We start from the raw sequence: 15099 nt of genomic DNA on the forward strand, positions 1-15099 counted from the left end.
TTTAGTATTCCGGGGAAGTTGTGTACCACATGATACGTGAATCATGGACAATAGGCAGAGTTTTGGAAAACTCGTCGCATTTGAGTTTTCGGGGCTTCCGGGTTTGGTGCAGGCGCCGGGTCGGGAATGCCTTTTCGGGAGACGCTACGAGCACATCCCTGTGCGCTTAGCTGAAGCCATCCATGGCTTCAGATACTCCCGAAAAGGCATTCCCGACCCAGCGCCCCGACTTAATTGCGGGCCTCGGATTTGTGGGGCGGTAAGTAGCAAGTTTGGCGTGCGGGTGTGGGCCGCTTTTCCGGAAATGTCGGAGGCCATGGATGGCCGGAGAGAAGCGCACAGGGATGTGCTTGTAGCGGTTTCCGGAAAAGCGGCCCACACCTGCACATGCACCCAAGAACAATGGCATAGGTGTAAAAGAGAATGAGCAACGGAAACCACTTGGTCTGGATAGACCTGGAAATGACCGGCCTGGATCCCGAGAAAGAGCGGATCATTGAAATGGCCACGATTATTACCGATTCGGAATTGAAACTGGTCGCTGAAGGCCCCGTGATTGCGATTAAGCAACCGGACAGTTTGCTAGACTCCATGGACGAATGGTGCACCAAAACCCATGGCGAAAGCGGCCTGACCCAGCGGGTTAAAGACAGCAAAGTCAGCGAAGCGGAAGCCGAGCAGCAGACACTGGAGTTCCTGAAGCAACACCTGTCAGCCGGCGCATCCCCGCTGTGCGGCAACAGCATCGGCCAAGACAGACGCTTCCTCGTGAAATACATGCCAGAGCTGGAAGGCTTCTTCCATTACCGCAATCTGGACGTATCGACCATCAAAGAACTGGCCCGTCGCTGGCGTCCGGATGTCTTGGACGGCGTGAAAAAGAAAGGCAGCCACCTGGCGCTGGACGACATTCGCGACTCCATCAACGAACTGCGTCACTACCGCGAACACTTCTTTAAACTATAAACCGTGTTGGCGTAGCGCCCAGACTACGTGCTCACGTACCACCTCTGATGGGTGCTCCGCCCGCTGCTTCAGCGCCTCGATGACCGGAATGGTCGACGGGGCGTTGCCCAATCCCACCGCAATATTGCGCAGCCAGTTCTCATAACCGGTGCGGCGAATCGCCGAACCTTCGGTACGCTTCAGAAACTCCTGCTCGGTCCACAGAAACAACTCGGCAAGTTCGGTGTTGTCCAGACCATGCCGTGGCTGGAAATCGCTCTCGGCAGTGGGTTTACTGAACTTGTTCCACGGACACACAATCTGGCAGTCGTCACAGCCAAACACCCGGTTGCCCATTTTCGAGCGCAACTCTTCCGGAATAGGGCCTTTCAGTTCGATGGTGAGGTAGCTGATGCACTTGCGGGCATCCAGTAAGTGAGCGCCAACAAAAGCATCCGTGGGGCATATTTCCAGGCAGGCAGAACACGAACCGCAGTGCTGCTTCTCGAAAGGTTCGTCCACCGGCAAAGGCGCGCTGGTAAAAATTTCACCTAAAAAAAAGAACGAACCCGCCTTAGGGTGAATCACCATGTTGTTTTTGCCGATCCAGCCAAGCCCGGCCCGCTGTGCCAAGCCGCGCTCCAGCACTGGCGCGCTGTCGACAAAAGCCCGGTAGTCGTAACCGGCGACCGCTTCGTCAATCCATTTGGCCAGGGTGGCGAGCCGCTTTCGTATCAGCTTGTGGTAGTCCCGGCCGAGGGCGTAGCGAGTAATGTAGGCGGTTTCTCGGTTGGTAAGCGCTTGTTTCGGGTTGTCGGGTGAGGGCAGGTAGTCCATGCGCACCGAAATCACCCGTTGGGTATCCGGCACCAGAGAATCCGGGGTATAGCGCTTGTCGCCGTGATCGGCCATGTAAGTCATGTTGCCGTGATAGCCGGCGGCGAGCCATTGCTTCAGGCGCTCAGCATGGGGGCCGGTATCGGCATAAGTGATGCCGGCATCCGCGAATCCTAGCTCTTTAGCCCACTGGCGGATTTTGTCTGGCAGCGCGTCCAAAGAGGCGTTCGAGGGCATATTGTCTGTACTGGTGACCATGACGGAGCCTTCGGCGGTGAAAGCCTGCGGAGATTTAATTTGATTAAGTTATGACCTTTTTTCCTGTTTTGCTATGCTTTACAGGTATCTGGCCAATTTACTTAAACCGTTTTCTTTAGCGGGATGCCCCATGCGTTACGCGGACAGTCTACCAGAAGCCTTGTATTCCGCCGACTCCGTACGAGCGATGGACCGCTATCTTATTGATGAACGGGGCATTGATGGCTTTGACTTGATGCAGGCCGCGGCCCGAGCCGGCTTCCGGCAGCTCAGAAAACACTGGCCTTCGCCTAAATCGGTATTGGTGTTATGCGGGGCGGGGAATAACGGCGGTGATGGCTATCTGATTGCGGCCAATGCCCAGCGTGTCGGTATCTTCGTAGAGTGTGTCGCCGTGGCCCCGAGCGGGAAACTGACGGGTGACGCCCTGAAAGCACTCGAAGTTGCGAAGGCGGAAGGCGTGCCGGTTACGGAAATTTCCGATTTACCGAAGGATGGACTTCACGCGAAGCTTGCGGCATCAGACGTGGTTGTGGATGCCATGCTGGGAACAGGTGTCACCGGTGCGCCGAGAACACCGTTTTCGGAGGCTATTCACGCCGTCAATCAGGCGCAGCGGGCAGTGATGGCGGTTGACTTGCCATCGGGGCTTAATGCCACAACAGGCGCGGGCGAAGGGGACGTTGTCCATGCAGAGCTGACGGTCACCTTTATCGGCGCCAAAACCGGGCTCTACACTGGGCTTGGGCCAGCAGTGTGTGGCCACGTGGTGTATGAATCTTTGGCAACCGAAGCGCAAATGCAGGGGTGCCAAGAGCAAGCTGCCGCGCAGCTAAACGTATGGAGCGACTGTAAAGCATGGTTTCCGGTGCGGCCTCTTAATGCGCACAAGGGCGATTTCGGGCGTGTTTTGGTTGTTGCGGGCGAACGCGGTTTTGGCGGTGCGGCCATCATGGCCGCCGAAGCTGCCTCGCGCTCGGGAGCCGGCCTTGTATCGCTGGCAACCCGGCCAGAGCATGTAACTCCGGCGTTGGTTCGGTGTCCGAACGTGATGGTGCACGGGGTGATACATGGCTCTGAGTTGGCGCCCTTGATAGAACAGGCCGATGTGGTTGTGTGCGGGCCCGGCATTGGCAAGTCGGCCTGGGGGCAGCAGATGTTGCAACAGGTGATTGATAGCGCTAAACCCCGAGTGCTGGATGCGGATGCCCTTAACCTCATGGCAACCCGGGTGGCGGTTCCTGTCAGTAATCACGTACTTACTCCTCACCCGGGTGAGGCTGCCCGATTGCTAGGGTGTAGTGTTGCGGAGATTGAAGCTGACCGGTTGGCTGCGACGGCGAAGATTCAGCGAATTTGGGGCGGCGTGGTGTTGCTCAAAGGCGCCGGAACCATTGTCGCCACTGACTCCGAAGTGCCTGTTGTTATAGCCGGAGGGAATCCGGGCATGGCCACGGGTGGCATGGGCGATATCTTGTCTGGAATTCTGGGTGCTTTTATTGGCCAGTTAGGCGATATCCGGAACGCGACGATTGCGGCTGCATCGGCCCACCTGGCCGCGGCGAATAGGGCTACTGAGCGACTGGGGTATATGGGGCTGGTCCCCACCGATGTCATCGAAAGTTTGCCCTTTGTTTTGAAAGAAACCGAAGTTAACGGCCTCAGAAATGACCGGGAGGAAGAATGAGCATTGTAGGTAACGAACGCCGGTTGTTTCTGGAGGGCGAAGCTGAAACCGAACGCTTGGGCGGCGAGCTGGCGCGGCTGGCAAAGCAGTCGGAGCAGAGCCTTACGGTATTTCTGGAAGGTGATTTGGGGATGGGGAAAACCACCCTTAGTCGCGGTGTCATGCGTGGCTTGGGGCATGTGGGTGCTGTGAAAAGCCCGACCTACACCTTAGTTGAGCCCTATGAGCACTTGGTGCCGCCGGTTTATCACTTCGATCTGTATCGGTTGGGTGACCCGGAAGAGCTCGAATACATGGGGATTCGCGATTATTTTTCAGCAACAAATTTTTGCCTGATCGAGTGGCCCGAGCGAGGGGAAGGGGTGTTGCCAGAGCCCGATATCGAGATCCACATGGAGCGGCACGGCGAAGGTCGAGTGGTGATTTTGAGGGCGCGTTCCGAGTGGGGTGCCTCGTTGCTCAATCAAATTGAATTAATAGGTCCGGATTCATGAGAATCGCACTGTGTATATTGCTGTCGCTGGCGGCAAGCGCTGCTCATGCCGTCACCAAAGTTGAGGGCGTGCGCATTTGGCCTGCGCCAGACCATACCCGTTTGGTGCTGGATACGGTCGGTAAGGTGGATCACAACATGTTTTCGCTTTCCGGGCCGTCCCGGTTGGTGATTGATCTGAAAAATACCGCCAAAAGCGCTGATTTCAGTAAGGTAGATCTGTCGGGCAGCCCCATCAAACGCATTCGCAGTGCACCGCGGAATGGTACGGATCTTCGGGTCGTGCTGGATCTGAAAAGCGACATCAAGCCTCGCAGTTTCGTGCTTGAGCCTAATCAGCAATACGGTCACCGCTTGGTGGTGGACTTGATAGACGAGTCGGGAACGCGGCTTGAAAAAGACGTCAGTCCAACGGTCACGCAGAACTCCGCGGGTAAGCGCGACATCATTGTGGTGATCGATGCCGGGCATGGCGGCGAAGACCCGGGTGCAATAGGGCCGCGAGGAACCCGCGAAAAAGACGTGGTTCTGAAAATGGCAAGAACCTTAGCTGAGCTGGTGAATAAGCAGCCCGGTTTCCAGGCTAAGCTCACGCGCACCGGGGATTACTACATTGGTTTGAGAAACCGAACGATTCTGGCCCGCAAGCACAATGCCGATTTGTTTGTGTCGGTGCATGCCGATGCCTTCCGCACACCGCAACCCAGCGGGGCTTCAGTGTTTGCTCTTTCTCAGCGCGGAGCAACCAGTGAAACGGCCCGCTGGCTGGCCCAAAGCGAAAATCGTTCTGACTTGATTGGTGGTGCCGGCGCGCTGTCTCTGGAGGGGCGAGATGAAATGCTGGCAGGCGTGTTACTCGATTTGTCGATGACCGCAAGCATCAACGCCAGTTTGGGGGTCGGCAGCTCCGTATTGGGGCAGCTCGGCAGTGTGGCTAAGCTGCACAAGCCAGGCGTAGAGCAAGCGGCGTTTGCGGTGCTTAAGTCGCCGGATATTCCTTCGATTTTGGTTGAAGCGGGCTTTATTTCTAATCCCAAAGAAGAAAAGAACCTGTCGGCAGAGTGGTACCGCGAGAAATTGGCTAAGGCGATGATGGACGGAATACACGATTATTTCCGACGCAGTCCGCCTCCGGGAACGTTATTGGCGTGGCAAAAAGAGAATCGCAAAGGCGATGGCCGTTTGGGGCAGTACCGTATTCAGCGAGGCGATACTTTGTCAGGGGTGGCGCGTGAAAATCAGACCACCGTCAGTGAGCTGATGCGCTTTAACGGGATGAACGACGATCGTGTTATGGTAGGGCAAACCATACGTATCCCCTCATCCTGATCAAGAGGTAGTTCCCGGCTATGCCCCACATTCAATTGCTCTCGCCCCGGCTTGCCAACCAGATAGCCGCCGGTGAAGTGGTGGAGCGTCCCGCGTCTGTTGTTAAAGAACTGGTCGAAAACGCTCTGGATGCCGGCGCTAGCCGGGTGGATATTGAACTGGAGCAAGGTGGTGTGAAGCTGATCCGAGTCCGGGATGACGGTTTCGGGATCGCTGAGTCTGACCTGCCGTTGGCCTTAAGCCGGCATGCAACCAGTAAAATTCTGACGTTGGATGACCTAGAGGCCGTTGGCACTCTGGGCTTCCGGGGTGAAGCGCTGGCCAGTATCAGTTCTGTCTCTCGTCTCTCGTTGACTTCCCGCACGGCGGATCAGGAAGCCGCTGCCCGGGTGGAAGTGGAAGGCCGGGATATGGATGCAAAAATCTCGCCGGCCGCGCATCCTGTTGGCACCACCGTTGAAGTGCGGGATCTGTTCTTCAATACCCCCGCACGCCGCAAGTTCCTGCGCACCGAAAAGACCGAATTCAATCACGTCGATGAATCTATCCGCCGGCAGGCCCTAAGCCGTTTTGATGCAGGCTTTACCCTGCGCCACAACCAGCGTGTCATTCAAAGCTTGCGGCCGGCTGAATCGAATATCGATAAAGAGCGTCGAATCAGCTCGCTCTGCGGCCAGCAATTTATTGATAATGCCGTTGTTATCGAGGCCGAAGCCAGTGGTTTGCGCTTGTGGGGGTGGGTGGCGCTGCCGACCTTTTCCCGCAGCCAGGCCGATCTACAGTATTTCTTCGTAAATGGTCGGGTTATACGCGATAAGCTGGTGGCTCATGCGGTGCGCCAAGCCTACCGGGACGTGCTCTACAATAACCGCCATCCGGCGTTTGTGCTCTATCTTGAAGTTGATCCGGCCACGGTTGATGTCAACGTCCATCCGACCAAACACGAAGTTCGATTCCGCGATGGCCGGCTGGTGCACGATTTCATTTTCCGCACGCTGCACCGGGCGCTGGCTGATGTGCGCCCGGCTGATCACTTCAGGGGGGCTGAAGCACAGGCCTTGAGTCGTGAACCAGAGGTGTCCCAGACAGGAAATAGCTCAGCAGCGTTCCCACTCTCGCAGGGGGCCGAACCTTCGCAAGCATCCTCGTACACTACCGGGTACGGCAATGCTGCACCTGCGCAGCCCCAGCAAGACTGGAAAGCCAGTGATCAAATGGCCTTCTATAGTTCTCTCAATGCCGGTGGCGGTGTTACTCAGGAACCGCGCCCTGATCGGTTTGAAAGTCAGCCAATGCCCACGCCGCCGCAAGACGGCGAAGAGGAACCCCCGCTGGGTTATGCCATTGCACAGCTTCATGGCATCTACATTCTTGCTCAAAGCCGAACCGGCATGATTGTGGTGGACATGCACGCAGCCCACGAACGGATCACTTACGAGCGTATGAAGCGGGCTCTGGTAGAGCAGGATTTGAAGAGTCAGCCACTGTTGGTGCCGGTTTCTCTGGCGGTCAGCCAGAAAGAAGCTGCACTGGCGGAAAGTCACGGTGACGAGTTGCAACAGCTCGGGCTGCAAATCGAGCGGATTGGGCCCGAAACGCTGGCTGTTCGGCAGATTCCCGCGTTGTTACGCGGAGCGGATACCGAACAGTTGGTGCGTGATGTTCTGGCCGATTTGATTCAGAACGGCCAAAGCGACCGTGTTGAAGCGGTAACCCACGAATTGCTCGGCACCATGGCTTGTCACGGTTCTGTGCGTGCCAACCGGCAGTTGACCATTCCGGAAATGAACTCCCTGTTGCGGGATATGGAAGCCACCGAGCGCAGTGGTCAGTGCAACCACGGTCGCCCGACCTGGACACTGATGACATTGTCTGAGCTGGATAAATTGTTCCTGAGGGGGCGGTAAACAGCATGGCAGACGAGCAACAGGCTGTGTTTCCTCCAGCCATTTTCCTGATGGGGCCTACGGCTTCGGGTAAAACCGATCTGGCCATGACCCTATGCGAGCATTTGCCGTGCGAGATCATCAGCGTGGATTCCGCCATGATCTACCGCGGCATGGATATCGGAACCGCCAAGCCAACGGCGGACGAATTGGCGAAGGCGCCTCACCGGCTGATCGATATTTGTGATCCCTCAGACACCTATTCAGCCGCAGACTTTGTTCGAGATGCCTTGGCGGAAATGGCCGATATCACCGAGCGTGGTCGGATTCCGCTGCTGGTCGGTGGCACGATGATGTACTTCAAGGCTTTGTTGAACGGTATGTCGAGCTTGCCATCGGCCGATCCGGAGCTGAGGGTCCAGATCGAAAAAGACGCTGAGGAGCAGGGTTGGCCAGCGTTGTACGAAGAATTGGTTGCCAAAGACCCGGTTGCCGCCGACATTATTCATCCTAACAATCGTCAACGCCTGATGCGTGCGATTGAGGTTATTCGGTTAACCGGGAAGCCCATTTCGGCGTATTGGCAAGCTAGTTCGGGAACGGCTGCCGAACAAAAAACATCTGACATTAAGGATTACACCTATTTCACTAAGTGGCAGGCAGACGAAAGTGCCGACCTGCCGTATACTGTTTTCCAGTTTGCGCTTGCTCCGACAGACCGCAAGATCCTTCACGAGAGGATCCGCACGCGCTTTCTGGCGATGCAAGATGCAGGGTTTCTGGACGAAGTCCGGTGCCTGATGGGACGAGGTGATCTCAACCTTGATTTGCCCTCCATGCGTTGCGTGGGCTACCGCCAGGCTTGGGAATACTTGTCCGGCGAGTGCGACCATGACACCTATTTGAACAAGGGCATGGCGGCAACTCGTCAGTTGGCGAAGCGCCAGCTCACCTGGTTACGAAAATGGCCAGATGTACAGTGGCTGGATAGTAATAACATACAAATGGTGCTGGAAACCTTGAAAAAATCAGGTCTACACACCACATTTAAACCTGCAAATTGACGATCTGCACCTACCTCTAACAGGAGAATACTCATGTCAAAAGGGCATTCCTTACAAGACCCTTACCTCAATGCGCTGCGCAAGGAACGCATTCCCGTTTCTATTTTTTTGGTGAACGGCATCAAGCTTCAGGGCCAGATCGAGTCTTTCGATCAGTTCGTGATCTTGTTGAAGAACACTGTTAGCCAGATGGTGTACAAACACGCTATCTCCACGGTTGTACCTGCTCGCAATGTGCGTTTGCCGCAGGCGAATCCGGCCGGAGAGGAAGAAACTGAAGATTAAATTCCGGTGTTTCCGGTTCTGACACCCGCGGTGCAGGGCAGCCTTTGAGCTGAGCTGGCCGCGGGTGTTTGTTTTTATGGAGTTGATAATATTTTGTTTGAACGTCCTGACGTTGGAGAACGGGCGGTTCTCGTACACATCGAATTCACCGCCCATGATGGTTCTGAAGACCCGGGTGAGTTTCATGAGCTGGTGACCTCGGCGGGTGTCGAGCCCGTGGATATGGTCACCGGTACGCGCAAGCAGCCGAGCCCACGGCTATTTGTCGGCGAAGGTAAGCTTGAGGAAATTCGCGATGCGATTGTCGCCAACGAAGCCGATGTGGTGTTGTTTAACCACGCATTGAGCCCGAGCCAAGAACGAAATATCGAGCGTGAACTTAAGTGTCGGGTGTTAGACCGAACCGGGGTTATTCTCGACATCTTTGCTCAGCGTGCCCGTACCCATGAGGGTAAATTGCAGGTTGAGCTGGCGCAGCTTGAACATATGTCCACGCGCTTGATTCGTGGGTGGACCCACCTTGAGCGTCAGAAGGGTGGTATCGGTCTGCGCGGTCCGGGTGAAACGCAGCTGGAAACCGACCGTCGTTTACTGCGTGAGCGCATCAAATCGATTCATAAACGGTTGGAGAAGGTTCGTAAGCAGCGGGACCAGGGGCGGCGGGCTCGTAAGCGCGCTGACATTCCAACCCTGTCGTTGGTGGGATACACCAACGCCGGTAAGTCGACATTATTCAATCAGGTCACCACGTCGACGGTTTATGCTGCTGACCAGTTGTTCGCGACTTTGGACCCAACGCTTCGCAAGCTGGAACTTCCAGACATCGGCTCGGTCGTAGTCGCGGATACGGTAGGTTTCATTCGCCATTTGCCTCACAAGTTGGTGGAAGCCTTTCGTGCGACTCTGGAAGAAACCCGGCAGGCATCGTTGCTGCTGCACATCATTGACTGTCATGATGAGCGACGCGACGAAAACATCGAGCAAGTGGAAAATGTGCTGCTGGAAATCGGTGCCGATGAGGTGCCCCAGTTGCAGGTTTTCAACAAGATAGATCTACTGGATGACTTCGCGCCCCGAATTGACCGTAACGAAGAAGGAATTCCGGTCAGAGTCTGGGTGTCGGCGATTTCCGGAGCAGGCATGGATCTGCTCTTTGATGCCGTTGTCGAGCGCCTTGCTGAAGATGTGGTTCATCACTTTGTTTTGGTGGGCCCTGAGGATGGCAAGCTACGTGCACTGCTTCATGAGGCGGGCTCGGTGTTGAGTGAGGAGTACCGGGAGAGCGGTGATACGGTAGTTGAGGTTCGGCTGCAACACCGCGACTGGATGCAGTTGCTGAGTCGCGCAGGTGTTAGCCCAGAGCGAGTTCGGTTGGAAGACCGGCAGCTCTGAAGCGGCTCGCCTATTGCCGGGGGCTTGATAAATCCCTAGTATTTGCAGCCATTAGATTAAACACGAACGGAGAGTATTATGGCCTGGAATGAACCGGGTGGTAACCGTAACGACAATGATCCCTGGGGAACCGGTGGTGGTCGTCGCGGCAATGATCAGGGTCCACCAGACCTGGACGAAGCGCTGAAAAAGGGCCTCGACAAGCTCAACCGCATGCTGGGCGGCAAAGGCGGCTCTGGCAATAACGGCAGTTCAGGCTCAGGTAGCAGCAACGGTGGCTTTGGTGCCATTCTCGCTGTGGTCGCCATTCTGGCGGTTGGTTATGTGCTGTATCAGTCGTTCTACACCGTGGACGAGCAGGAGCGGGCCGTTGTGCTGCGCTTCGGCGAATACAACCGGACTGAAAGCCCGGGTCTGCGTTTCAAAGTTCCTTTGATTGATTCCGCGACCAAGGTGCTGGTCACCAACGTGCGGACTGCTCGCTCATCGGGCCAGATGCTGACCCAAGATGAAAACCTGGTCACCGTGGATCTGCAGGTTCAGTACCGGGTAGGCGACGCTAAAGCCTATGTACTGAACGTTAGGGACTCTAACCAGGCTCTGGCGTTTGCTACCGACAGTGCGCTTCGACACGAAGTTGGCAGCTCCTCGCTGGACGATGTGCTGACAGAAGGTCGTGCCGAGTTGGCGGTCAGGGTAGAGCAGCGGTTGCAGAGTTTCCTGAGGGAATATGGGACCGGTCTGGAAATCGTCCGAGTGAACGTTGAAAGTACTCAGCCCCCCGCTGCGGTACAGGATGCGTTCCGCGAAGTTCAGCGTGCCCGTGAAGACGAGCAACGCTTGAAGGAAGAAGCGGAAACCTACCGGAACAAAATCGTTCCGGAAGCCCGAGGCCAGGCTCAGCGTTTGATTGAAGAAGCGAACGCCTATAAGGCTGAGGTGATCGAGCGTGCACGAGGTGAAACTGCCCGTTTCAACCAGCTGCTGGCGGTGTACGAAAAAGCACCCGTGGTGACGCGTGAGCGTATGTACATTCAGGCTCTGGAGCAAGTTCTGGGTAACAGCAGCAAGATTCTGGTGGATACCAAGAGCAGCGGCAACATGATGTACCTGCCTTTGGACAAGCTGACAGAGGGGCGTGTGCCGTCCTCTCGAGCCAGATCATCCGGCTCGGGTAACCAGCAGGTTGATGTTCAGGCGCTGACTGACCAGGTTCTGCAAGAATTGCGCGCCCGTCAGGACGGAAGTACCCGGAGGAGTAGATAAATTATGGGACCTAAAGGTGTATTGGGCCTTGCAGGCGTCCTTATCGTCGTCCTGCTTGTATTGTCGAGTGTGTTTATCATTCCAGAGACACACCGTGGCGTAAAACTGCGGTTTGGTGAGCTGGTAGAGACCGATATCCAGGCTGGTATTCATTTCAAAGTTCCGGTGATTGATCAGATTCGGGAATTTGATATCCGGGTACTGACGCTGGATTTGCCGTCACGCCAATATCTGACCATCGAGAAGAAACCACTGGACGTGGATTCTTACGTGGCCTGGAAGATCCGTAATGTGGATCAGTTCTACCGTGCGACCGGTGGTGACGAGCTGCGTGCCGGAACCTTGATCCTGTCTCGTGTGGACAACGGCCTGCGTGATGAGTTTGGTGTGCGCACCATGCACGAGGTGGTTTCGGGCCAGCGGGACGAGCTTATGCACGCTCTGCGGGATCGTGCCAACGAGACGGCGGTTAAAGAATTCGGTATCGAGATTCTCGATATTCGAGTAAAAGCCATTGAGTTCCCGGGTTCGGTCAGTGAAAACGTTTATCGTCGAATGGCGACCGAACGTCAAAAACTAGCCCAGGAATTCCGTTCCCGTGGTCTGGAATTGGCCGAAGGTATCCGTGCCGATGCGGATCGTCAGCAAACCGTAACTTTGGCGAATGCGTTCGCTGAAGCTGAGACAACTCGCGGTGAAGGTGACGGTGAAGCGGCCCAGATCTACGCCGACGCCTATGGCAGCAACGAGGAATTCTATAGCTTTTACCGGAGCTTGCAGGCGTACCAGAGTACGTTTGCCGGCAAGGATGACATCATGGTCATCGACACCAACAGTGCTTTCATGAAGTATCTGAAGGACCCTGCCGGAGCTAACTAAATCCGCTGGTTCAGGTGGAAAACCGGAATACGTAGGTATTCCGGTTTTTTTGTGTCTGCCAAGGGTGTAGAATCCTTGCGGTTTTGTTTGGGCATTTCTTCGCCTGAACATCCTGAACCCTGAGTCATTCCCCCGGCGCCTTTGCCGGTGACGGAAAAACGGACAACTGAATCTCATGACAGTATCTGATCGCTGGTTACTGCCAGATGGAGTCGAAGACATTCTTCCTCCGCTGGCCGGACGGATCGAGTCCCTGCGCCGGGATGTAATGGACACCTGCCAACGCTGGGGTTACCAATTGGTGATCCCGCCCCTGATTGAGTATCTAGAGTCCCTGTTTACAGGTACCGGACACGACCTGGAGTTGCAGACGTTCAAGCTGACTGATCAACTCACCGGTCGCATGATGGGTGTGCGTGCGGACATGACGCCGCAGGCTGCCCGGATTGATGCGCATACATTGGGCCAGGAAGGTATTACCCGCCTTTGCTACGCTGGTCATGTGCTGCATACCCGTCCTCGTCATATGCTGACCGGCCGAACGCCGATTCAGGCGGGCTGCGAGTTGTTTGGCAGCACCTCGGAAGCGGCGGATCTGGAAATCATCAGTTTGATGCTGGAAGCCCTCCGGGTTGCCGGATTGCCACGGGTGCATCTGGATCTGGCCCACGTTTCTATCTATGAAAGCCTGATTGCCAGCTCCGGGTTTGATAAAGACACTGAAGCCGCTGTATTTGACGCGATGGCCCGAAAGTCGGTGCCTGAGCTGGATCGGTTGCTGGGCGACTGTGAAGCCGGGTCATCCGGTGCACTGTTGCGTGAGCTGGCTCGTGTGAGCGGTGGTGTTGAAGCTCTGGAGCAAGCCCGAGTGATTCTGGGTGGTGCTTCAGAGGCGCTTGACGCAGCTTTGGACAAGCTTTCTCGTGTGGTCGAGATGCTGAGTCGCGATTTCCCGGAAGTCAGCCTAGGCTTCGACTTTTGCGAATTGCGTGGTTACAACTACCACACCGGTCTGGTATTCGCCGCTTATGTTCCCGGTCATGGCGACTCGGTTGCCAAAGGCGGTCGTTACGATGCCATTGGCAGTGATTTCGGGCGTGCCCGGCCGGCTACCGGATTCAGTCTGGATATTCGCGCGCTGGTGGCTCTGGGTGAGCGTGTGCACCATCGTTCGGGTGCTGTTTGGGCGCCTGCCGTTGAAGATGCAGCACTGGAAGGTGTTATTTCCGGCCTGCGAATGACCGAGACAGTCATTAGACAATTACCGGGTGACGAACCTGCAGATCCCGCGTTGCAAGGTTGTGATCGTCAGCTGGTGAAAAAAGACGGGCAATGGGTTGTGGAGATGCTGGGCTGATTTTTAGTACCAGTGTTTAACGAATATTCCTGAGTAAATGTGCAAGGCGCGTTCCTTCGGGCGGCCTGATGTGAGAGAGAATCATGGGTAAAAATGTTGTTGTGCTGGGTACCCAGTGGGGTGATGAAGGTAAAGGCAAGATCGTCGACCTTCTGACAGAAAAAGTGGCAGCAGTGGTGCGCTTTCAGGGCGGTCACAATGCCGGCCACACACTGGTCATCGAGGGCAAGAAGACGGCCTTGCACCTGATCCCGTCTGGTATTCTGAGAAAGAATGTCCACTGTCTGATCGGCAACGGCGTTGTACTGTCGCCGGAAGCGCTGCTCAAAGAAGTGCGTGAACTGGAAGCCAATGGTGTTGAAGTTCGTGATCGTCTGAAGATCAGCTTGGCTTGCCCGATCATTTTGCGCACCCATGTTCGCATTGATCAGGCGCGTGAGCGGGCGAAGGGCGAAGACAAAATCGGAACAACTGGCCGTGGTATCGGACCTGCTTACGAAGACAAAGTGTCTCGCCGTGGCGTTCGTGTAGGCGATTTGCACAACATGGAAGACTTCGAAGTTAAGCTTCGCGAGATCATGTCTTACCACAACTTTGTGTTGACCGAATACTTCAAGGAAGAAGCTGAAGACATCGATGCGGCTTTGGCTGAGCTGAAGCAAATGGCCGAAGAAATTCTGCCGATGGCTGCCGACGTAACCGACATCCTGCATGACCACCGCAAGCGTGGTGAGCACATTCTGTTTGAAGGTGCTCAAGGTTCTCTGCTGGATATCGATCTTGGTACCTACCCGTACGTTACCTCTTCCAACACCACCGCGGGTGGAACAGCTACAGGTTCCGGTTTTGGTCCTCTGTACCTGGATTACGTGCTGGGCATCACCAAAGCCTACACAACCCGCGTGGGTTCAGGCCCGTTCCCGACGGAACTGTTTTGCGACATGGGTGAACACCTGGCAGTCAAAGGTAATGAAGTTGGTACGACTACCGGTCGTTCCCGCCGTTGTGGCTGGTTTGACGCCGTGGCTTTGCGCCATGCGATCCAGATCAACAGTGTGTCCGGCATCTGCCTGACTAAGCTGGACGTTCTGGACGGTTTGGAAACCGTGAAGGTTTGTGTCGGCTATAAAACGCCGAACGGGGAAATTACCCGTCCGCCTATCGGTTGTGACACCTTCAAAGACATCGAGCCCATCTACGAAGAGCTGCCAGGCTGGAGCGAAAGCACTTTTGGTCTGACCACCGTTGAGGAACTGCCGGAGAACGCGAAAGCTTATATCCGCTTCCTGGAAGAGCAGATCGAAGCGCCGATCGACATCATCTCTACTGGCCCTGACCGGGTAGAGACCATCACTCTGAGACACCCGTTCGGGGAATAAACTTCAGAGTCAAAAAAACCGCCTTTAGCGTGAGCTTCAGGC

Annotated in this window: 13 protein-coding genes; 12 read left to right on the forward strand and 1 reads right to left on the reverse strand. The window is 55.7% G+C overall.

The annotated features are described in order from the left end of the window. The first annotated feature begins 423 nt into the window (after positions 1–423). Positions 424–966: an oligoribonuclease gene (orn, locus tag ACNQ6O_RS04285; protein WP_418051999.1), complete on the forward strand. Its 543-nt coding sequence runs from the start codon at positions 424–426 to the stop codon at positions 964–966. Here orn and queG read toward each other — a convergent pair. Further along, entirely contained in the window at positions 961–2040 is a 1080-nt protein-coding gene (gene queG / locus ACNQ6O_RS04290) for a tRNA epoxyqueuosine(34) reductase QueG (protein ID WP_418052000.1), read from the reverse strand. The genes orn and queG overlap by 6 nt on opposite strands. 130 nt (positions 2041–2170) lie before the next feature. Between queG and ACNQ6O_RS04295 the strand changes: the two genes are divergently transcribed. The 11 genes from ACNQ6O_RS04295 to ACNQ6O_RS04345 all read left to right on the forward strand — a co-directional run bounded on the left by ACNQ6O_RS04295 (position 2171) and on the right by ACNQ6O_RS04345 (position 15057). Further along, complete coding sequence (locus ACNQ6O_RS04295; protein WP_418052001.1) at positions 2171–3727, forward strand: NAD(P)H-hydrate dehydratase; 1557 nt, start codon at positions 2171–2173, stop codon at positions 3725–3727. Next, entirely contained in the window at positions 3724–4221 is a 498-nt protein-coding gene (gene tsaE / locus ACNQ6O_RS04300; protein ID WP_418052002.1) for a tRNA (adenosine(37)-N6)-threonylcarbamoyltransferase complex ATPase subunit type 1 TsaE, read from the forward strand. Before ACNQ6O_RS04295 ends, tsaE begins: the two co-directional genes overlap by 4 nt. Further along, entirely contained in the window at positions 4218–5549 is a 1332-nt protein-coding gene (locus ACNQ6O_RS04305; RefSeq protein ID WP_418052003.1) for an N-acetylmuramoyl-L-alanine amidase, read from the forward strand. The genes tsaE and ACNQ6O_RS04305 overlap by 4 nt, the downstream gene beginning before the upstream one ends. A 20-nt stretch (positions 5550–5569) precedes the next feature. Beyond that, positions 5570–7456, forward strand: coding sequence for a DNA mismatch repair endonuclease MutL (gene mutL / locus ACNQ6O_RS04310; protein WP_418052004.1), 1887 nt, complete (start codon positions 5570–5572; stop codon positions 7454–7456). A gap of 5 nt (positions 7457–7461) precedes the next feature. Then, complete coding sequence (gene miaA / locus ACNQ6O_RS04315; RefSeq protein WP_418052005.1) at positions 7462–8499, forward strand: tRNA (adenosine(37)-N6)-dimethylallyltransferase MiaA; 1038 nt, start codon at positions 7462–7464, stop codon at positions 8497–8499. A 33-nt stretch (positions 8500–8532) separates the two neighbouring features. After that, positions 8533–8784, forward strand: coding sequence for an RNA chaperone Hfq (gene hfq, locus ACNQ6O_RS04320; RefSeq protein WP_418052006.1), 252 nt, complete (start codon positions 8533–8535; stop codon positions 8782–8784). Positions 8785–8874: 90 nt separating this feature from the next. Next, the gene (gene hflX, locus ACNQ6O_RS04325) at positions 8875–10176 is read left to right on the forward strand and encodes a ribosome rescue GTPase HflX (protein WP_418052266.1); all 1302 of its coding nucleotides are present in this window, start codon (positions 8875–8877) and stop codon (positions 10174–10176) included. Between the two features lie 78 nt (positions 10177–10254). Next, positions 10255–11442, forward strand: a complete 1188-nt coding sequence (gene hflK / locus ACNQ6O_RS04330) for an FtsH protease activity modulator HflK (protein ID WP_418052007.1) — start codon at positions 10255–10257, stop codon at positions 11440–11442. 3 nt (positions 11443–11445) lie between these two features. Next, the gene (gene hflC / locus ACNQ6O_RS04335) at positions 11446–12321 is read left to right on the forward strand and encodes a protease modulator HflC (RefSeq protein WP_418052008.1); all 876 of its coding nucleotides are present in this window, start codon (positions 11446–11448) and stop codon (positions 12319–12321) included. A 175-nt stretch (positions 12322–12496) separates the two neighbouring features. Next, on the forward strand, positions 12497–13678 hold the full coding sequence (locus ACNQ6O_RS04340; RefSeq protein WP_418052009.1) for an ATP phosphoribosyltransferase regulatory subunit: 1182 nt from the start codon (positions 12497–12499) through the stop codon (positions 13676–13678). 83 nt (positions 13679–13761) lie between these two features. After that, the gene (locus ACNQ6O_RS04345; protein WP_418052010.1) at positions 13762–15057 is read left to right on the forward strand and encodes an adenylosuccinate synthase; all 1296 of its coding nucleotides are present in this window, start codon (positions 13762–13764) and stop codon (positions 15055–15057) included. Positions 15058–15099 lie beyond the last annotated feature (42 nt).

Source organism: Marinobacter sp. SBS5 (assembly GCF_048285575.1).
Lineage (GTDB): Bacteria > Pseudomonadota > Gammaproteobacteria > Pseudomonadales > Oleiphilaceae > Marinobacter.